Raw genomic sequence first — 19938 nt, forward strand, 5'->3', positions numbered from 1 at the left:
GAACGTTTGCTCGGAAGGTGTCGGTCACGGGTTCGCGGCACGGTGGGAGAAAGCCCAAAGCCTTGCACCCATGAAGGAGAATGCGGGAACCACCGCAATTGCAAGCCAGAGACCATAGATCTCGGGCCAGGGAGCGAATTGAAGCCAGAGCGCCAGGATGGTTGAATTCAGGGCAAACCCGCTTACGGAAATCACCAGGAAGCGGGCCATGCTTTTGAACATGGTACCTTCACGCCGCAAATGATTGAAGCTCCAGAAATAATGCCCGCTGAAGGAAACGGTGAAGGCGGCCAGGAACCCGCATACGTTCGACGGAACGACAGACAGGATGCCGGCCTCGAACAGCACGGATGCAACAACGGCATGCGTCAACGTTGCAAGGATTCCGATGATCGCAAACTTTCCAACGGCAGCGCTTTCCGTCTTGAGTTTTTCGCGGTTCACTTTAGCCGGCATTGGCGTCCTTGTCGGTTTTTGCGGTCTCTTCCGGCGTGCCCTCGATCACGTCCTGCACGATGTAGACCGGGCGCTGTTTGGCTTCGTTGAACAGGCGCGCAATATATTCGCCAATCATGCCGATGGACAGGAGCTGGGCGCCGGAAAAAAACAAAAGGGCAACCATCAAGGAGGCATAACCCGGCCAGTCGACGCCGTAGAATATCGTGCGGAGTGTCAGAAAGAACGCATAGGCAAATGCTGCGAGGGATATGAGCGCACCACCGTAAAACCAGACGCGCAGCGGCAGAGTTGTAAATCCGGTCAACCCGTCCAGCGCGAAGTTCCAGAGTTTCCAGTAGTTGAATTTTCCCCTGCCGGCCATGCGGGCCGGGCGTTCATAAGGGATCGCCATTGCAGGAAAGCCAACCCAGGCAAACAGGCCCTTCATGAAACGGCTTCTTTCCGGAAGCTTGAGCAACGCGTCGATGACTGCGCGATCGATCAGGCGGAAATCACCGGCATTGGCCGGCATGTCGATATTGGCGAGCCTGTTGAACAGCTTGTAAAACATGTTGGCGGTCGAACGCTTCATCAGCGTGTCCGACGACCTGTTGACCCTCAACCCGTAGATGACGTCATATCCGGCCTTCCAGCCGTCGAGCATCTGAAGTATGAGATCCGGCGGATCCTGAAGGTCGGCGTCGATGATGACGGCGATATCGCCCCGCGCCGCTTCCAGCCCGGCGGAGAGCGCCGCTTCCTTACCGAAATTCCGGGACAATCCAAGCAGCCGGCCGGGCAGGCCGGACTTCAGTTTTTCCGCCAGAATGTCGGCGGTCGCGTCCCGGCTGCCGTCATCAATGAACACATATTCGTAAACCAGCCCCGTCTGCTCGAGGACAGGCCGGGTTGCTTCCACAAAATGGCCGATGACTTCTTCTTCATTGAAGACGGGCACGATGACGCTCAAGACCGGAGCATCAGGTCTCGTGCTTTCCCGCCGGGAGACATAAATCTTGGAATCAGCGGCCTTGTTCATGAAATTGTCTGGTTCGATTTGCGCCTATGGAAGTTGGCGCAAACTGCCGTAATTTCATGAAAAAGGCTAGGGTACGGACACTTAAATGAAGCCGATTTGGCGGCATAAATGGCGAAATCACGCGAGGAAGCGTGTGAAGAGCGGGCTTTATGCCCGGTCAAGCGCGTTGACGCTGCGAGGTGAAGCCATTTTGCCGTCCTTCGGATTTGGCCGTTTTGGCCATCTGCTTCGTCGCGAAAGGCTTGAAAATGAACCACATTTCCTGCGCTTTCGCTCCTTGCCGCTGGTCAAAACGATCCAAACCAAATTGACTTCATTTATGTGTCCGTACCCTAGGGTCAGGTCCCATCAATTTCGTTGAATTGGCACTGCAAACGGCGAAGAGCTGCGAGGAAAGCGCGACAGGCGGGCTTGCTGCCCGGTTGAGTGCTTTGGCGCATCATTGCAGTCGTGGCCTGGGCCGAGCCTGAGCTCGGCTTGGAGAGATCGAAACGCGTTGTCGATCTGGCATCGCTATTCTGCCGGCTGTTTCACCGCTTCAAGCGCTTCGTTTTCTTTCTGTTTGGTCTTGCCGATGATTTCCTTTTGCCGTTTCGCCTTTGCGACGGCCTCCTTGGCGGAGTCGTTCAGCTTGAAAATCTCGAGATTTTCGTCCTCGGCTTCGGTAACCGGCTGAATGGCAAAGTCGCTGTAGCTGGCCTTGTTGGGGTCCTTCTGGATCCGCTTGCGCATTCTGTGGATCTTCCAGCCGTAGTGGCCGAAGCGCAGGTATTTTACGAGGCTGTCGACTGCGAAAAGAGGATAGTGAAGCACCGCAGGCAAACGGCGGAAGCCGGGCCGGCGCTGGCGCGGATCCTTGTAACGGAAATAGCCGCATTGCTGCGGGTGGACACCTTCGAAACGCATCGCGCCGTATATCTGAAGGCAGAGCCGCCAGACCCTGACGGGCTTGATGCCGTAGGCAGCATTTCGACGCATGAGCGTTTCGACGTGCTCGTCCGTGTAATACCAGTCCCAGATATCGTGATAGGTCTGCTGCCAGACCTCAGGGCTCATTATCGGGTGCTCACACGTGGTGTGCTCCAGATCGTACCGATTGAGATCCGGATCGAGCCAGGTTCCCGCTTCGTAGAGTTTCTGGTGATCTTCAGATCCGGGCAGCGGCGTCAGCATGGTGAATTCAAGCATGTCGACGGGAAGCTCGCGCTGGATGATTTCAATGTCCCGCTTGATGCTTTCAGGCGTGTCGTTCGGAAGACCCATGATGAAACCTGCATAAGTCATGATGCCGGCCTCTTTCCAGAGCTGGAACATCTTCCGGTACTCGGTGATCCGGTTCTGGCCCTTCTTCATGTGGGCGAGGTTTTCCGGATTGATGCTTTCCAGTCCGATAAAGACGTGGGTGCAGCCGGCTCGAGCGGCTTTGTCGACAAAGTTCGGAAGCCGGTGGGCGAGCGTATCGATCTGGATCAGGAAATGAATGCGGATCCCGTCCTTTTCCTTCAGTTCGATGATCCGGTCGAATATCGGTTCCCAGTTCTTGTTGCGGGCGAAATTATCATCCGTGATGAAGAACGACGTGATGCCCTGCTCGTGATTGGCTCTGATCAGTTTTTCGATATCGTCCGCGTCCCGCCAGCGTGACTTGCGGCCTTGCACGTTGATGATCGTGCAGAAGGAACACTGGAACGGACAGCCGCGCCCCGCATCAAAGGAGGACAGACTGCCGTCATATTTCCGCACGATCGATTCCGGAAGCAAAGGCGGCACTTGTTGCTGCAGACCGGGCAGGTCGTGCATCACGTTGTAAACAGGCTTCAAGGCGTCTTCTGCGGCTTCTTTCAGCAGACTTTCAAAGTGCTCTTCGGCTTCGCCGGCAAAAAGGACCACACCCAGGTCAATAGCTTCCTGAAGATCGGCTGGAATCTCCTTGAGCATCGACAGACAGCCGGAAACATGGAAACCGCCCATCAGGACGGTCACGTTTTCCCGCCGAAGCTGGCGGGCAATGTCGAGGGTCCTCGGGAACTGGTTGGACTGGACACCGACAAGGCAGACAATACCGCCGCCGTCTTTGGTTTTGCTGACGATCTGCCGGAGCGGGACGCGCATGGTCATTTCATCGTAGGCGTTGACCGAGATATCCGTATCTGGCCCGAGCACTTTCCGTGAGGCGCAGTCCTGTGCAATCGCATAAAGGCATGCCATGGAATTGGACGGGATCCAGGCCTTCCACCACTGCAGGACATACCCGTCGTCGTCGTAGTGGGACGGCTTGATGATCTCGATATGAAATGTACCCATTCTGCACGGCCCTCGCTATCGCGTTTGGCGTTGCAGCTCTCCGGAGCCTGGCACTTTGAGATTTTGTTTTTTGCCCTTGCCGGGAAGCTCAACCCATCTCGTTCCGTCGGTGACGCAAGGTAATCCAAGGCTCCGGTCAACACAAGGAATCGTGCGAGATTTCGCTCGTTTGTGGACGACCCGGCGTCCGTACGAATAAACCCGGCGCCTGCGACAGGCACCGGGTTCAATGGATTTCATAGGTTTTTGGGTATGACCTAGTTGAGCGCGCCGTGGCAGTGCTTGTATTTCTTGCCAGATCCGCAAGGACAAAGCTCGTTCCGGCCAACCTTGCCCCACGTGGACGGATCGTCGGGATCACGTTCACCGGGCGGCACGGCTTTGAGCGGCGCCTGGGCCACTGCCATCTCGTCTTCGCCAGTCGTCGGATTGATGTGATGCGCGTGCATTTCGGGCTCGGCCGGCATTTGTGGCGGCTGTTCCGTCACGAGTTCGACACGCAGCAGCTGGGCCGTCGTCATCTGGCGAAGCTGGGCGAGCATGGACTCAAACAGGGTAAAGGCTTCCGTCTTGTACTCCTGAAGCGGATCGCGCTGCGCATAACCGCGGAAACCGACAACCGATCTCAAATGGTCGAGATTGGAAAGGTGTTCGCGCCAAAGATTGTCCAGTGTCTGCAGCAAGATTGCCTTTTCCACCTGGCGCATAATGTCCGGCGTGTATTTGGCGACTTTCTGTGCCATCGCCTCATCGGCCGTCCGGCGCAGGCGCTCCTTGACCTCTTCCTCGGCAATGCCTTCTTCGGCAGCCCATTCCTTCACCGGAAGATCCTGGTTCAGGTATTTCTGAACCTCTTCCTGAAGGCCTTCCGTGTCCCATTGTTCCGGGTAGGCCTTTTCAGGAATGTGCGCGGCGACAAGGTCGTCGATGACGTCGTGCCGCATGTCCGTCACAGCATCCTGGATTGCTTCACTGTCCATGAGTTCGATGCGCTGATCGAAGACCACTTTGCGCTGGTCGTTCATGACATCGTCGAACTTGAGGAGGTTCTTACGAATGTCGAAGTTCCGGGCTTCGACCTTCTGCTGGGCTTTCTCCAGAGCCTTGTTGATCCAGGGATGGATGATAGCCTCGCCTTCTTCCAGGCCGAGTTTTTGCAACATGGAATCCATGCGCTCAGATCCGAAGATGCGCATCAGATCGTCCTGAAGGGACAGGAAGAATTTTGAGTGGCCGGGGTCGCCCTGGCGGCCGGAGCGGCCACGAAGCTGGTTGTCGATACGGCGGCTTTCGTGACGCTCCGTGCCAATCACGTAAAGACCGCCTGCGGACAATGCCTTTTCCTTGAGCTGCTCGACCTCTGCATGGATCTTTGCTTCCTTCGCAGAGCGTTCTGCACCCTCGGGCATGTCGCCGAGTTCCATGGAAATCTGCATGTCGGCGTTGCCGCCGAGCTGAATGTCGGTGCCGCGGCCGGCCATGTTGGTCGCAATCGTCACCGCGCCCGGCAATCCGGCTTGCGCGACGATAAAAGCTTCCTGCTCGTGATAGCGCGCATTCAGAACGGCGAAGATCTTGGACTTGCCGTCATTTTTCTTCTGTGCCTCGGCAAAGGCCGCAGGATCGCTGAGATCGATCTGCTTGTATCCGTGCTTCTTCAGCAGCTCGGCCAGGAATTCAGATTTTTCGATCGATGTCGTGCCGACGAGGATCGGCTGGCCGCGCTCTTTGCAGTCGTCGATCAGCTTGGCGATCGCCGTGAATTTTTCCTCAACGGTCCGGTAGACCTCATCGTCGTCGTCGATCCGCTTCACAGCGACGTTGGTCGGAATTTCGACCACTTCAAGTTTGTAGATGTCCGCGAACTCGTCTGCTTCCGTCGCTGCCGTACCGGTCATGCCGGCGAGCTTGTCATACATGCGGAAGTAGTTCTGGAACGTGATCGAGGCGAGCGTCTGGTTCTCCGGCTGAATGCGGACTTTCTCACGCGCTTCCAGAGCCTGGTGCAGCCCTTCGGAGAAACGCCGGCCGGGCATCATGCGGCCCGTGAACTCATCGATGATAACCACTTCGCCGTTGCGCACGATGTAGTCCTTGTCGCGCTGGAACAGCTTGTGGGCCTTGAGGGCCTGTTGCAGGTGGTGGACGATGGAAACGTTTTCCACGTCGTAGAGCGAGTCCCCCTTGAGCAGATCCGCTTCGCTCAAAAGGCCTTCGAGTTTTTCGTTACCTGCTTCGGTGAAGGATGCAGACCGCTGCTTCTCGTCGAGTTCGTAGTCGTCTTCGGTCAACTGGGGAATGAACGCGTCAACGGTGTTGTAGAATTCCGAACGGTCTTCCAGCGGACCGGAGATGATGAGCGGTGTCCGGGCTTCATCGACCAGGATCGAGTCGACCTCGTCGACGATCGCGAAAGCATGGTCGCGCTGCACCATGGACGCCTTGTCGTGCTTCATGTTGTCGCGCAGATAGTCGAACCCGAACTCGTTGTTGGTGCCGTAGGTGACGTCGGCCTCGTAGGCGGCACGGCGCTCCTCGTCCGAAAGACCATGGACAATACAGCCCACGGTGAGACCGAGAAACTTGTAGACCTCGCCCATCCATTCGCTGTCGCGTTGCGCCAGATAGTCGTTCACCGTGACGACGTGGACGCCCTTGCCGGTAAGGGCATTGAGATAAACGGGTGCCGTTGCGACGAGGGTCTTGCCTTCACCAGTCCGCATTTCCGCGATCTGACCGGAGTTCAGAACCATGCCGCCAATCAGCTGAACATCATAATGGCGCTGTCCGAGTGCGCGTTTGGCGGCCTCGCGCACGGTCGCAAAAGCGGGAGCAAGCAGGTCTTCAATGCTCGCGCCGTTCTTGATTTGCTCACGGAATTCATCGGTCCGGGCTCTCAGGGCTTCGTCCGAAAGTCCCTGAAGTTCCGGTTCGAGGGCATTGATCTGCTCAACCTTCGCCCTGAATGTCTTAATCTTCCGGTCGTTCGATGACCCGAAAAGCTTACGTGCTATAGCGCCAAGGCCAGCCATGTGGCGGTCCTTCCCTGCAGGCGGCGCTCTCTGGCAATCGGGCGCCCGCCCATGAAATCGTCTCAATTGCTGTCCACGTTGCCGCCAAGCGCAACGCGCTGGCCGGTGAACGCGGCCGTAAAGATGCTATCCCAGCCCCGGTACGGACCCGTCATGCAGGGACGCCCGACAGATAAGAGGGGCCTCTATGCTTGTCAACGCTGCTGGAATAGGCAAAGTACCCGCGCCCTCAAGAATGAGGGGACGAAAATACTGATCCTCTATGTAAAGGACTACACATGTTCCGAATTTCGATGCGCAGGCCGGTTCAGGCTGTTGCCGTTTCCCTACTGGCCATGACGCTCGGATCCGCTTCCCTCAGCGCCCAAGAACCCGGAGATGTTGTGGCGAAAGTTGGTGATGCGGAAATCACGGAAGCCGATATCGCGTTTGCAGCTCAAGACCTTGGCCAGCAACTCCAGCGTTTCCCACCGGCTCAGTGGCGCCAGATCTTGCTTGATGTCGTCGTTGATATGGAGCTTCTCGCCCAGGCGGCACGGCAGGACGGGTTGGACCAGGATCCGGACTTCAAGAAACAGCTTGCCTTCCTGGAACTGCAGGCGCTCCGCAATGCGTACATTGCGCAGAAGATCGACGGGGCCATCTCGGACGAGGATATGCAGGCGGCCTATGACAAGGAATACGCCGATTACGAAGGCCCTGAAGAAGTCAATGCTCGTCACATTCTGGTGAGCGACAAGGCCGAAGCCGAAGCGCTGATCAAGGAACTGGACGGCGGGGCCGACTTTGTCGAGCTTGCAAAGGAAAAATCGACCGGGCCTTCCGGGCCGAACGGCGGTGATCTCGGCTATTTCGGCCAGGGCCAGATGGTCAAGCCATTTGAAGATGCGGTCTTTGCTCTCGAGCCGGGCGACTACACCAAGGAACCGGTCGAAACCCAGTTCGGTTGGCATGTCATCAAGCTGGAAGACAAGCGTCGCCAGGAAAAGCCTGCATTCGAGCAGGTCGTTGGCGAACTGCGCCAGCAGCTCATCCGTGAGAAATATGAAGCCAAGATGGCGGAACTCAAGGATGCGATCGCCGTTGAGGTGCTGGACGACACGCTGAAATTGCCGGGCGAAGAAGAAGAAGCCGAGCAGGCCCAGTAAAGTTCTCCGAACAAAAACAAGACCCGGAAGGTTCTCCTGCCGGGTTTTTTGCCGCCTGTTTCAGAGGGCCCTTGAAAAAACTTGCGCTTGAATGAAGCGCTCTCTAAGGACAGCGGAAAAGCTCAAACAACCGGGAGCGCTGCCATGTCGACAACCGTTTCACCCCTGGCTCCGAAATCTTACCCCGACATGCCAAGCATCGACGGTGTGCAGTTCGCAACAGCCGCCGCCGGTATCAAATACGCGGGCCGGACCGACGTGTTGCTGGCAACCCTTTGTGAAGGTACAGCCGTTGCCGGGGTCTTCACCAAATCGAAGTGCTCATCTGCGCCGGTGGACTGGTGCAAGGCTCATCTGGAAGGTGGCGCCGCGCGCGCCCTGCTGGTGAATTCGGGCAACGCGAACGCCTTCACCGGAAAAAAGGGCAAGGCCGCCGTGGAGCTGTCAGCCGACATCGTGTCCCGGTCGCTCGATTGCGCGGTCAACGAAGTTTATCTCGCGTCAACCGGCGTTATCGGCGAACCGCTTCCTGCGGAAAATTTCGCAAGCGTGGTCGAAGAACTGAAATCCGCGCAGGACAGCGATGGCTGGCTGCAGGCGGCAAAGGCGATCATGACCACGGATACGTATCCGAAGCTCTCTACACGCACCATTGATCTCGACGGTGAAGCCGTTTCCATCAATGGAATTGCCAAGGGCGCCGGCATGATTGCGCCCGACATGGCGACGATGCTGTCCTTCATCTTCACGGACGCACCGGTTTCGCAGGACCTCTTGCAGACGCTCCTGAGTGGTGAGACGGGCGGAAGCTTCAACGCGATCACGGTCGACAGCGATACGTCGACGTCGGACACGGTAATGCTGTTTGCAACCGGTCGCGCGGCGCAAAGGGGCGTTTCTGCGGTCACGTCAGAGGATGACCCCAGGTTCGAAACACTCCGCGCAGCGCTCAAAGAAGTGATGCAGGATCTGGCGCACCAGATCGTGCGGGACGGAGAAGGAGCACGCAAGTTTGTCGAAATCTGCGTTGAAGGCGCTGAAAGCGATCAATCGGCGAGAACCATCGCGCTTTCGATTGCCAACTCGCCGCTCGTAAAAACGGCCGTCGCAGGTGAAGATGCGAACTGGGGCCGGGTGGTGATGGCGGTCGGCAAGGCCGGGGAACCGGCTGACCGGGACCGGCTGGCAATCTGGTTTGGCGATGTGCGCGTTGCCGTTGAGGGCGAACGCGACCCGGATTACAGCGAAGAAGCGGCGTCTGCTGTTATGAAAGAGGAATCGATCGTTGTTCGCGTGGATCTTGGTCTCGGAGAAGGCCGCTCGACGGTCTGGACCTGCGATCTGACCAAGGAGTACGTGGCGATCAACGGCGACTACCGGAGTTGACCTGAATTCGTATTTCTCACAGCGCTTTCCCGATAATACCTAATGGACCCTTTCAGGGACCTCCGGAACCGGATCCTATTTTATGACCAAAATCGTACTAGTTGCTGCCTGTGCGCTTGTGGATGTCGACGGACGAATCCTGCTCGCCCAACGCCCGGAGGGGAAATCAATGGCGGGATTGTGGGAGTTTCCGGGCGGCAAAGTCGAAGACGGCGAACGCCCTGAGGAAACACTGATCCGGGAACTTGGTGAAGAGCTCGGCATAGAGGTTAACGAAGCGTGTTTGGCACCCCTGACTTTTGCGAGCCACACTTATGAAGATTTTCATTTGCTGATGCCACTTTACATTTGCCGCAGATGGGACGGGTTTCCCCAAGGTAAGGAAAACCAGGCCCTCAAGTGGGTACGCGCGGTCAGACTGAGAGATTATCCGATGCCGGCAGCAGACGAGCCTCTCATTCCTCATCTGATAGACGCGGTTTAAGGCAGCAAGGCAAGTGCCCTAACCGGGCGGGAGTGTTCGAGGTGAACAAGGGTTTCAAAGCAGGAATAAGGCCAGGGAGTCTGGTGTCGCGATTTGTTGAGGATCGGAACGGTGCAACCGCGATTGAATACGGTCTGATTGCAGGTCTTCTGGGTATCGTCATCATTGTGAGCCTGGGTGCTCTTGGAACAACCATCCGTGATGACGTGTTCGGCATGATTGCAACAACCCTGAACGACGCGGCTGACAGCTGACGTCGCAGACGACTGCGCCGACACACGGTTCCGGGTACGATCGTCTGGGCGCTACAACTTGCCTTCTTCAACTCCGAGCGCGTCCGCCAGCCTGGTTTTGGCCGAACCGGGGCGAAGCGGTTTCTGTTGGCTTTCATGTGGCGCCCAGCCAGACAGGGTTACAAAGGCGAAACTCGCCCTGATCCGTCCATCGTCATCCGAATGGTCTTCAGCGTAAATTTCTGCCGCTCTTAGCAAAGTCGCACGCGACAAGGGAATTCTGGCCGTCTCTCTCAGGACCGATGTAGCCCCCATGCTGCGTAGATCGCGCAGCAGGGCGAACATGTTGTCGTAGCGCACGGTTATTGTATCGAGATCCGTGACAGGCAAGGCGAAGCCGGCCCGTTGCAGCAACGCTCCCAAATCGCGCGTATCGGCAAATGGCAGCACCCGGGCGGCCGCCCCCCCGGTTGCCTCAAGCTCAGCGCGGGTCAGGCTGTCGCGCAATTCTGTGAGCGTGCCAGCACCCGGCAGGGTCGCCAGAAACAAGCCGTCAGGTGCGAGCGCTCGGCGGATCTGCACAAAGCATCCCGGAAGATCATTGACGGTATGAAGGTTAAGCGCCGAAACAATCAGGTCGACCGATTGATCCTTGAGCGGCAGCAGGGCGTCGTCACAGACAAAATCCGGCGCTGAGAGGTGAGGATCGCTGGTAAACAGATCAGCCCGCAAAACTCTCTCGGCTTTTCCGGTATTCGATATAGCGCTGGAGATCAGGCCGGTATGGCCGCCGAGATCGACCGCCGTATGGAACGTCCGGTTTACCAGCCGCAACCTGTCTTCAAGATCGGTCGCAACTTCGGCCAGCAAGAAATCGGCGCCGGGCTTTGCAGCCTTGAGCGCTCGAATGCGCCTGTTTTTAAACAAGGTGCGGTCAAACAGATCCGGTTGCGCGTTCACTTGAAATCCTGGCCATCAAAGTCGCTTCGGCTCACATAGGTCATCTGCCATGAGAGGTCAAAACCTCACGCCCTGCAAATAAGGGCTTTGACTCTGAAAAAAACAATTATAGGTTGTTGTCCGGTGGTGTTGCTGCGACGCGGGGCAAGCAGTTGAATTTGAAGCGTTACAAGCTCACAGATGCGCCTGGGTCGGCAGGTCGGGCCGTTCTTGACTTCCTGTTGCCGAAGCGCTGCCTTTGCTGCGACACGCTCGTCAGTTCCGGAGACGGACTGTGTCCGACTTGCTGGCACAGCATGCCCTTCATAGAAAAGCCGGTCTGCTACCGGTTGGGGACCCCATTTGCCTATGATGTCGGGGAAGAGGCCTGGAGCCCGCGGGCTATCGCTGCACCACCTGAGTTCGAACGTCTCAGATCCGTGGCTCTTTACGAAGGGGCGGCCCAAAATCTCGTACTTGCGCTGAAGTTCGCTGGCAGGCGGGAGTTGGCCGGGCCGATGGGGCGTTGGATGACAGGGGCGGGCCGCGAGTTTCTGAGCAAAGACAGCCTGATCGTGCCAGTTCCGCTTCACTGGCTCCGGCTCCTGTCGAGACGGTTCAACCAGTCCGCCGTCCTGGCACAGGTGATCGCAAGAGAATGCGGCGGTGTTTATGAACCGGAGCTTTTGAAGCGCCGTAAGCGCACGCGGCAGCAGGTCGGCCTATCAGCGCGCGAGCGCCAGAAAAACGTCCGCTCTGCCTTCAGCGTGGACAAGAACCGCGCCGAATTGCTGAACGGGCGTCACATTGTTTTGATCGATGACGTGATGACAACAGGCTCCACGGTCACAGCTTGCACGAAAACGCTCAAGGCGGCAGGCGCAGCGTCGGTCGATGTGCTCACTTTCGCATTGGCAGATCCGTCTCATGATAGCGGCGCCAACACGGCAATGCCCTGAAAATACTGCTTTCTCCCTTGTGTTTCCCGGAGCCGGGCGCATATAACCCGCGACTTTGATGAATGCTGCAACTATCCCGCGGTGGAGCGGGAGGGGTGAAAGGACAAGACATGGCGCAGGTGGAAATCTACACACGGCAGTTGTGCGGTTTTTGCACGGCCGCAAAGCGGTTGCTCGACAAAAAGGGTGTCGCCTACACGGAATATGACGCGACATTCGACGGTAACCTGCGCAAGCAGATGATTCAAAAGGCGAACGGACGCTCTACGTTCCCGCAGGTCTTCATTGGTGAGACTCATGTCGGCGGTTGCGACGATCTGCATGACCTTGAACGCGCAGGCAAACTGGACGCCCTGCTTGCTTCCTGATTTAGTAAGTGGCTGAAACATCTCTTCCGTCGGAGCGCAAGGCGATCGAATGGCCACCTTTACCGCAGCATGCATTCAGCTTCGAAGCGGCAAGAACCTCTCTGAGAATGCTGACCAGGCGGAGCATCTGATAAGAGCCGCCGCCAGGGAAGGCGCTCGATATGTTCAGTCTCCAGAGATGTCGAATGTTCTGGTGCGCAGACGCGAGGAGCTGCTTGAAAGGATATCGGTCCCTGAAAAAGACGTGTTCCTGCAGATGGCCTGCAAGCTCGCGTCGGAACTCGATCTTATTCTGCATATCGGGTCGCTGGCGGTTCTGGCGGAAAACGGCAAGGTTGCCAATCGCGGCTTTCTGATCGGACCAAACGGCAGGATCATGATCTCCTATGACAAGATCCATATGTTCGATGTCGACTTGCCGGACGGTGAAAGCTGGCGGGAGTCGGCAACATATGAGCCTGGAGACGAGGCCGTCGTTGTCGATCTTCCCATTGCAAAGCTGGGCATGGCGATATGCTATGATATCCGCTTTCCGGCAATCTTCCGGTCGCAGTCCCGCGCGGGGGCGGAGGTCCTGACCGCGCCGGCAGCGTTCACCCGCCAGACTGGCAAGGCTCACTGGCATGTGTTACAGCGCGCCAGGGCGATCGAAAACGGCGCTTACGTTGTGTCGGCGGCGCAGGGCGGGACGCATGAGGATGGGCGCGAGACCTACGGACACAGCCTCGTCGTTGACCCCTGGGGGAGTGTTGTTGCCGAGCTGAACAATGATGAACCGGGATTTGTGCTGGCGGAGATCGACACACGAAACGTCGCCAAGGCCCGTGCGCGTATTCCTGCGATTGCCAATGAGCGGGAGTTTGTCTGCCGCGTCAGCGAAGGTTTGAGGGAGGAACCGGCTTGATCAAATACACGCTTGTTTGCGACGCCAAACATGGTTTTGAAGGCTGGTTCCGGAACTCCGAAGACTATGATTCCCAGCGTGCGCGCAAGTTGATTGCCTGCCCGGTATGCGGATCGGTGCGTGTTGAAAAAGGTCTCATGGCCCCCGCCGTTTCAACATCCCGCAAAAAAGAAACACGTGTTCCACCGCCTGAGTGGACAGGTGCCGTCGAGCCTGCGCAACCCGGCGCTGCGCCTGCCACCACGGCCAGCCCCACCGACACATCCTTGCAGCCGAAGGCGCTCCTGCCCGGTGACGTGCGGCAAAAGGAAATTCTGGAAGCATTGCGCCAGATGCGCTCTCGCATCCTTGAGAGCTCGGAAAATGTCGGCACGGAGTTCGCCTCGGAAGCCAGAAAAATTCACTATGGCGAGGCGGAAGAACGCAGCATCTATGGTGAAACCACGCCCAAGGATGCGGCAGATCTTCTGGATGAAGGCATTTCTGTTGTGCCGTTGCCCGAACTTCCCGACGACAAGAACTGACTGGCGCACTCTATCCGTTTCAGATCGTTGGTGCGCCAGCCGGGGGTGTCCGATGCAGGCGTTACCGCTCAGCTCTTTTTGGCAGCTGACGCAGTCGAACGCGTTTTCTTGGCAGCGGGCTTTGTTTCCTCAATGCTTTCCTCAGCAGCCTTGCTCAGCTCGCTGACACTTTCCATTGCCGTTTCGTTGAGTTCTTCAACGGCAGCTGCGTTTTCTGAAAAGCTGTCCCGGAAAAGTGCAGCCTGCTTCTCGAAATGCTCCTGATATTCGGTGGCCATTTGTGAGTAGAAGGCTTGAAGCGTTGCCATCGTCTGTTCGGGTGCCACGCACTGGCTCAGCGACTTGGCGCATTCAAAGTCTTCGTGCAGGCGATGGCTGACGAATTCCATGTGATCGTCGAACGCCTTTTCAGCGTGGGACCACATGGTCGTGCCCATTTTCTGAAGGCTGGCGACCGTCTTGGCCTCGATCTTGTCCTCGCGTTCGGCGAAGGCCCAGTTGGTAAATGCCGGCATAGGCCAGTCCACCTTCATTGCAGTGAAATCGAACGCACCTGTGTTGCGTTTGGTCGGCATGAGAGATCCTCCGTCTGTCTGTCTTTCATGCATGGCCGGCGTCACGTCGCGTTGTGCCGGCCGTTGTGCGGTCCGCACGAGGTTACCCTCGAGGGATCCCGGCGCACCGGGAATGCCATGTCTGGAACGTCCTGCGATCAACTGACCGTGGAACCCTCATTCCAAACACCAATGCTCGATCAATTTCCGGGCAGTCAATCGGTTCCGATGGCATGTCCGCTGATCTAACGTGACGCAACTCTAGGCCCGCTGCAATGCGGATCTTTGACAGGGATCAATAATTGCCTGCGACTTTTTCCGCAGTTGAGCGTTTCTGCGGGCCGGAATTACGACCGATTGAGGAAATCTCTCAGTTTTGCGGTCACTTTTTCCGGTTCTTCCAGAGTGGACAAATGGCCGCAGTTCTCGATCATTTCCAAGGTGCTGCCCGAAATCTGTCTGTGCATCTCTACGGAAAGTTCAGGTGGTATCAGGCGATCGCCATCCCCGGAAAGGACCAAAGTCGGGCATTCGATTTCAGCCAGATAGGGCCGCGAGTCGATCCTGCTGCCATTTGCGGTCTGCTGACGAATGAAAGCCTCCGGGCCCGTCGCCAACGCCATTTCGTCGACGACCGCCTTCAGTTGGGCATTACCTTCGTTTCTTTCATGCACGAAACCGGGGAAAAAGAGTTCCGGGATCTTTGCGAAGTCCTTTTGCCGGGCGAGCTTGATGAGAACATTCCGGCGCTTTTTCTGCTCTTCCGTGTCCGCTCTCGCAGACGTGTTCAACAATGCGAGCTTGCCGACCCTCTCCGGTGCCTTCCTGACAACTTCCATGGCGATGTATCCGCCCATGGAAAGCCCGACGATGGAAAAGCGCTCTGGCGCACTCTTAAGGAGGCGGTCGGCAATTTTGTCGATGCCGTCGTCAGAGCGGTTGTCTGCCACCAGGATCGGCCGGTCTGCGAAGGCAACGATCTGAGGTGCGTAAAGGGCCTCGGTGCACAACAGCCCGGGAACCAGAACGATCGGGTCGCCCATCAGGAAGCGGCCGGTCTTTCCGCAAGCAGCATGTAGTTCACGTCCATATCTCTCGATCTGGACCAGGTGTCCGTAACGGGATTGTAGCTGACACCCGAGCGGTCCGCGATAGTGAGGCCTGCCGTGGTCAGCGGACCCTCAATCTCCGAGGGTTTGACCAGCTTTTCGTATGAGTGCGTGCCCTTCGGCAGCCAGCGCAGCACATACTCGGCACCGACAATCGCCAGCGCGTAAGCTTTGAGTGTGCGGTTGATGGTCGCAACGAACATCAATCCGCCGGGACGGACCATGGAACTGGTGGCTTCAAGGAAAAGCGGAACGTCGGCCACGTGCTCGACAACTTCCATATTGAGCACAACATCGAACGTTTCGCCCGCCGCCGCGAGGTCTTCTGCTGTCTCGGCCCGGTAGTCGATCTTGAGGCCGGAGCTTTCCATGTGAAGATTTGCGATACGGATGTTGGTTTCTGACGGATCGGCACCGACGACGTCGGCTCCCAGACGCGCCATCGGTTCACTCAGGAGCCCGCCGCCGCAGCCGATATCCAAAAACCTCAAGCCCTTGAAAGCATCGCTCGCTTTCGGATCCCGTCCGAACTGCCGGCACACTTCCTGTTTGATGTAGGCCAGGCGCACCGGGTTGAACTTGTGAAGCGGCTTGAATTTGCCGGTCGGGTCCCACCACTGATCGGCCATGGCCGAAAACCGGTCGACTTCCTCCTGATCGATCGTGCCGATGTTCTGTTGTGCTTTGCCTGCCATTCGACAATCCTTTCATTGCGCGCGCCACTGGGCTTTCCGGGCTGACGCCAGTTGTTTAGCTGTCGTTGAGGGTCTTTGACCATTTGTCAAGTGAGCGCAGGTCACACGGAGTTGCAGCAAGGCATCGCAGCCTGTATGCATGTCCGCCGATCCATCCGGAGCGTCCGGCGCTTCATGACACGACAAACAGAATACGAGTGGTATGTCCCGACTGGTTTTAAAATTTGGGGGAACTTCGGTTGCCGATCTCGATCGCATCCGCAACGTCGCCCGCCATGTCAAACGGGAAGTGGACGCCGGCCATCAGGTCGCCGTGGTGGTTTCGGCCATGGCCGGCCAGACCAACAAGCTGGTCGATTTCTGCCGCGAGGCGGCGCCGCTTCACGATGCCCGCGAATATGACGCCGTTGTTGCGTCCGGTGAGCAGGTCACATCAGGCCTGCTTGCGATCGTCCTTCAGGACATGGGCGTAAATGCGCGGTCCTGGCAAGGCTGGCAGGTTCCCATCAAGACCGACGAGAACCACGGAGCGGCACGCATTCGGGAGATCGACGGAAGCTTTCTGGTCGAACGGCTCGAACAGGGCCAGGTTGCGGTTATGGCCGGTTTCCAAGGCATTTCGCCCGACAACCGGATCGCGACCCTTGGCCGGGGCGGGTCCGATACGAGTGCGGTTGCGGTCGCTGCTGCCATCAAGGCTGACCGATGCGACATTTATACCGACGTTGATGGGGTCTACACGACGGACCCGCGCATCGTCCCGAAAGCGCAGCGCCTGGAGCGCGTGTCGTTCGAAGAAATGCTGGAAATGGCGTCGCTTGGAGCCAAGGTGCTTCAGGTCCGCTCGGTCGAAATGGCGATGGTGCATAATGTCAGAACATTCGTGCGATCCAGTTTCGACGACCCCGATGCCCCGCAGGCCGGAGAAAACGGCCTTCCGATTGGTACTTTAATTTGCGACGAGGACGAACTCGTGGAACAGCAGGTAGTCACCGGCATTGCATATGCCAAGGACGAAGCACAGATCTCAATCCGTGATGTGGCCGACAAGCCGGGGGTTGCCCAATCCGTATTCGGTCCGCTTGCCGACGCCCACATCAATGTGGACATGATCGTTCAGAACATTTCGCCCGACGGCAAGACAACCGATATCACCTTCACCGTTCCGGAAAGCGAGTTCGAACGCGCCAGAACGGTGCTTGAAGACAATCGCGAGGAAATTGGTTTCCAGAACCTGGAAGGCGCGACGGATGTCGTGAAAGTGTCTGTTATCGGGATCGGAATGCGCTCTCATGCCGGTGTCGCGGCGCAGTGTTTCAGCGGTCTTGCTTCCAAGGGCATCAATATCAGGGCGATCACAACCTCCGAAATCAAAATCTCGGTCCTTATCGATTCTGCCTATGCGGAACTTGCAGTGCGGACTCTGCATTCGCTATACGGGTTGGACGGATAGTTTGTCCGACAGCGGATCTCCCATGTATAAAACGGAGATTCGCCTTAAGCGGAATGAGACGGGGGCGCAATGCGCAGCAACCTAGCCGGACCGCGCCTTTTGCTCCGCAGGCTCCGCGAAGTCATGGCGGAGCCGATCACGGCGCAAGAGCGACTCGACAAGATCGTTGTGCTGATCGCCTCGAATGTCGTCGCTGAAGTGTGTTCGGTTTATATCCTGCGCGCTGACGGAGTTCTTGAGCTCTATGCGACCGAAGGTCTGAACCGTGAGGCGGTCCACAACGCTTCGCTGCGTGTCGGCCAGGGCCTTGTTGGCCTGATCGCTGCCGAGGCCCGGCCGCTGAACCTGCCGAATGCCAGCGCTCACCCGGGCTTTGCCTATCTCCCGGAAACCGGAGAAGAGGCGTTCAACTCGTTTCTCGGGGTGCCGATCCTGAGGGCAGGGCGCACGCTAGGCGTGCTTGTCGTTCAAAACCAGTCACATCGCACCTATCTCGAAGACGAAGTCGAGGCGCTCCAGACAACGGCCATGGTGATCGCCGAGATGGTGGCGGCGGGAGAACTGGAAGCAATTGCGCAGGAGGCGACCGGCCTGGACCTGTCCCGGCCAATCACCGCTGCCGGCGTCGGGCTGGCCGAAGGCGTGGGCCTGGGGCACGTCGTGCTTCATGAGCCGCGCGTTGTCGTCACCAATCTCATCGCTGAAGACACTGACCAGGAAACAGCACGCCTTGAAGGCGCCATCAACCGGCTGCGGCTGTCTATCGACGATCTGCTGGCCAGCGGCGAGATTGCCGCGACAGGCGAACACCGTGAGGTTCTGGAAGCCTATCGCATGTTTGCCTATGACCGCGGCTGGATCCGCAAGATTGAGGACGCGATCAAGAACGGGCTGACGGCAGAGGCCGCCGTCGAGAAAGTTCAAAGCGACACGCGCGCACGCATGCTGCGCCAGACAGACCCTTATCTGCGTGAACGTCTGCATGATCTGGACGACCTGGCGCATCGACTGATCCGGGAACTCATGGGCCGTGAGCACGGGCCGGGAATGGATGAACTGCCGCAGGATGCCATCATCATCGGCAGGAACATGGGGGCCGCAGAGCTTCTCGATTACGGACGCGACCGGATCCGCGGGTTGGTTCTGGAAGAAGGCGGACCGACAAGCCACGTTACCATCGTTGCCCGGGCGCTCGGCATTCCAACGGTCGGTCTCGTTGACGACATTGTGAGCCTGGCCGACGGCGGCGATGCGATCATCGTGGACGGCGACACCGGCGAGGTCCACCTGCGCCCGGCAGCCGATCTTGAAAACGCCTATGCGGAAAAGGTTAGGTTCCGGGCACGCCGGCAGGCGCAGTACCGGCGATTGCGCAACAAACCATCGGTTACGAAGGACGGTGTCGAGTTCTCGCTGCAGATGAACGCGGGCCTTTTGATCGATCTGCCGCATCTGGAAGAATCGGGTGCGGCAGGCGTTGGTCTTTTCAGGACCGAACTCCAATTCATGGTGGCCTCGTCCTTCCCGCGCATGCGTGAGCAGCAGGCGCAATACAGCCAGATCCTCGATGCGGCGGACGGCAAGCCGGTGACATTCCGGTCGCTCGATATCGGTGGCGACAAGGTGCTGCCTTATCTGCGCTCCATCCAGGAAGAAAATCCTGCCATGGGCTGGCGGGCGCTTAGGCTCGGTCTCGACAGGCCCGGTCTTTTGCGCACGCAGATCCGGGCGCTGCTTCATGCAGCCGCCGGGCGCGATCTCAAGCTCATGTTCCCCATGGTGGCCGCGGTCGACGAGTTCCTGAACGCCCGGGCACTTGTCGACAAGGAGATCAAGCACCTGCGCCGTCACGGTCATGCGGTGCCGGAAAATGTCCGGCTGGGTGTCATGATCGAAGTGCCGTCACTGCTGTTCCAGCTGGACGAATTGATGACCTATGTCGACTTCGTCTCCGTCGGCTCGAACGACCTGTTTCAGTTCTTCTGTGCCGTGGATCGGGGCAACACCCGGGTCGCGGAGCGTTTCGACACGTTGAGCGTTGGCTTCCTGAGAGCCTTGAAATCCATCGTCGACGCTGCAAATAAGGCTCATGTGCCTGTGACCTTGTGCGGTGAACTGGCCGGGCGGCCCCTGGAAGCGATGGCGTTGGTCGGTCTCGGCTATCGGGATCTGTCCATGTCGCCGGCCTCTCTTGGTCCGGTGAAAGCCATGTTGCGGACACTCGATGCGGGGCGCCTGTCGGCAAGACTGCTGCCCAGGCTGGATCCTGGCCATGACGACAACAATATCCGGGATGTGCTGAAGCGCTTTGCTGCTGAAACCGATGTTGCCTTGTAGCTGCAACCGGTAAAACCTGGCCATTTATGCCC

Annotated in this window: 18 protein-coding genes; 10 read left to right on the plus strand and 8 right to left on the minus strand. The window is 57.9% G+C overall.

Translation table 11 applies throughout. The features are described from left to right. Positions 1-24: 24 nt before the first annotated feature. The 4 genes from RBB47_RS29390 to secA all read right to left on the minus strand — a co-directional run bounded on the left by RBB47_RS29390 (position 25) and on the right by secA (position 6813). Positions 25-456 (minus strand): GtrA family protein, encoded by a 432-nt coding sequence (locus tag RBB47_RS29390; protein ID WP_305989494.1) that lies wholly within the window; start codon positions 454-456, stop codon positions 25-27. Beyond that, positions 446-1477, minus strand: a complete 1032-nt coding sequence (locus tag RBB47_RS29395) for a glycosyltransferase family 2 protein (RefSeq protein WP_305989495.1) — start codon at positions 1475-1477, stop codon at positions 446-448. Before RBB47_RS29395 ends, RBB47_RS29390 begins: the two co-directional genes overlap by 11 nt. A gap of 513 nt (positions 1478-1990) precedes the next feature. Continuing rightward, positions 1991-3781 (minus strand): radical SAM protein, encoded by a 1791-nt coding sequence (locus RBB47_RS29400; protein ID WP_305989496.1) that lies wholly within the window; start codon positions 3779-3781, stop codon positions 1991-1993. 257 nt (positions 3782-4038) lie between these two features. Next, positions 4039-6813: a preprotein translocase subunit SecA gene (gene secA / locus RBB47_RS29405; protein WP_305989497.1), complete on the minus strand. Its 2775-nt coding sequence runs from the start codon at positions 6811-6813 to the stop codon at positions 4039-4041. Between the two features lie 278 nt (positions 6814-7091). Here secA and RBB47_RS29410 point away from each other — a divergent pair, with 278 nt between their 5' ends. The 4 genes from RBB47_RS29410 (at position 7092) to RBB47_RS29425 (ending at position 10085) form a co-directional block, all read left to right on the plus strand. Then, positions 7092-7961: a peptidylprolyl isomerase gene (locus RBB47_RS29410; RefSeq protein WP_305989498.1), complete on the plus strand. Its 870-nt coding sequence runs from the start codon at positions 7092-7094 to the stop codon at positions 7959-7961. Between the two features lie 144 nt (positions 7962-8105). After that, the gene (gene argJ / locus RBB47_RS29415) at positions 8106-9347 is read left to right on the plus strand and encodes a bifunctional glutamate N-acetyltransferase/amino-acid acetyltransferase ArgJ (protein ID WP_305989499.1); all 1242 of its coding nucleotides are present in this window, start codon (positions 8106-8108) and stop codon (positions 9345-9347) included. An 82-nt stretch (positions 9348-9429) separates the two neighbouring features. Then, complete coding sequence (locus RBB47_RS29420; RefSeq protein ID WP_305989500.1) at positions 9430-9831, plus strand: (deoxy)nucleoside triphosphate pyrophosphohydrolase; 402 nt, start codon at positions 9430-9432, stop codon at positions 9829-9831. Positions 9832-9914: 83 nt separating this feature from the next. After that, the gene (locus tag RBB47_RS29425; protein ID WP_305989501.1) at positions 9915-10085 is read left to right on the plus strand and encodes a Flp family type IVb pilin; all 171 of its coding nucleotides are present in this window, start codon (positions 9915-9917) and stop codon (positions 10083-10085) included. A 51-nt stretch (positions 10086-10136) separates the two neighbouring features. Here the strand turns inward: RBB47_RS29425 and RBB47_RS29430 are convergent, their stop codons facing one another. After that, complete coding sequence (locus RBB47_RS29430) at positions 10137-11024, minus strand: class I SAM-dependent methyltransferase (protein ID WP_305989502.1); 888 nt, start codon at positions 11022-11024, stop codon at positions 10137-10139. Positions 11025-11182: 158 nt separating this feature from the next. On the opposite strand from RBB47_RS29430, the gene RBB47_RS29435 reads away from it, so the two are divergent. From RBB47_RS29435 to RBB47_RS29450, 4 genes are all read left to right on the plus strand, one after another. After that, positions 11183-11962, plus strand: a complete 780-nt coding sequence (locus RBB47_RS29435; RefSeq protein WP_305989503.1) for a ComF family protein — start codon at positions 11183-11185, stop codon at positions 11960-11962. Positions 11963-12072: 110 nt separating this feature from the next. Then, positions 12073-12330, plus strand: a complete 258-nt coding sequence (gene grxC / locus RBB47_RS29440; RefSeq protein ID WP_305989504.1) for a glutaredoxin 3 — start codon at positions 12073-12075, stop codon at positions 12328-12330. A 49-nt stretch (positions 12331-12379) separates the two neighbouring features. Beyond that, entirely contained in the window at positions 12380-13234 is an 855-nt protein-coding gene (locus RBB47_RS29445; protein WP_305989505.1) for a carbon-nitrogen hydrolase family protein, read from the plus strand. Then, on the plus strand, positions 13231-13758 hold the full coding sequence (locus RBB47_RS29450) for a DUF1178 family protein (protein WP_305989506.1): 528 nt from the start codon (positions 13231-13233) through the stop codon (positions 13756-13758). The genes RBB47_RS29445 and RBB47_RS29450 overlap by 4 nt, the downstream gene beginning before the upstream one ends. A 68-nt stretch (positions 13759-13826) precedes the next feature. On the opposite strand, the gene RBB47_RS29455 is transcribed toward RBB47_RS29450, so the two are convergent. The 3 genes from RBB47_RS29455 to ubiG form a co-directional block, all read right to left on the minus strand. Next, a complete protein-coding gene (locus RBB47_RS29455) occupies positions 13827-14333 on the minus strand; it encodes a hypothetical protein (protein WP_305989507.1) in 507 nt (168 codons plus the stop codon). Positions 14334-14659: 326 nt separating this feature from the next. Further along, the gene (locus tag RBB47_RS29460) at positions 14660-15355 is read right to left on the minus strand and encodes an alpha/beta fold hydrolase (protein ID WP_305989508.1); all 696 of its coding nucleotides are present in this window, start codon (positions 15353-15355) and stop codon (positions 14660-14662) included. Next, positions 15355-16116, minus strand: a complete 762-nt coding sequence (gene ubiG / locus RBB47_RS29465) for a bifunctional 2-polyprenyl-6-hydroxyphenol methylase/3-demethylubiquinol 3-O-methyltransferase UbiG (protein ID WP_305989509.1) — start codon at positions 16114-16116, stop codon at positions 15355-15357. Before ubiG ends, RBB47_RS29460 begins: the two co-directional genes overlap by 1 nt. Positions 16117-16318: 202 nt before the next feature. Here ubiG and RBB47_RS29470 point away from each other — a divergent pair, with 202 nt between their 5' ends. Then, positions 16319-17569 carry an aspartate kinase gene (locus RBB47_RS29470; RefSeq protein WP_305989510.1) on the plus strand — a complete coding sequence of 417 codons (1251 nt, stop codon included), beginning with the start codon at positions 16319-16321 and terminating at the stop codon, positions 17567-17569. A gap of 69 nt (positions 17570-17638) precedes the next feature. Beyond that, positions 17639-19906 carry a phosphoenolpyruvate--protein phosphotransferase gene (gene ptsP, locus RBB47_RS29475; RefSeq protein WP_305989511.1) on the plus strand — a complete coding sequence of 756 codons (2268 nt, stop codon included), beginning with the start codon at positions 17639-17641 and terminating at the stop codon, positions 19904-19906. The last annotated feature ends 32 nt before the right edge of the window (positions 19907-19938 follow it).

It is taken from the genome of Roseibium sp. MMSF_3544 (genome assembly GCF_030732845.1).
GTDB lineage: Bacteria > Pseudomonadota > Alphaproteobacteria > Rhizobiales > Stappiaceae > Roseibium.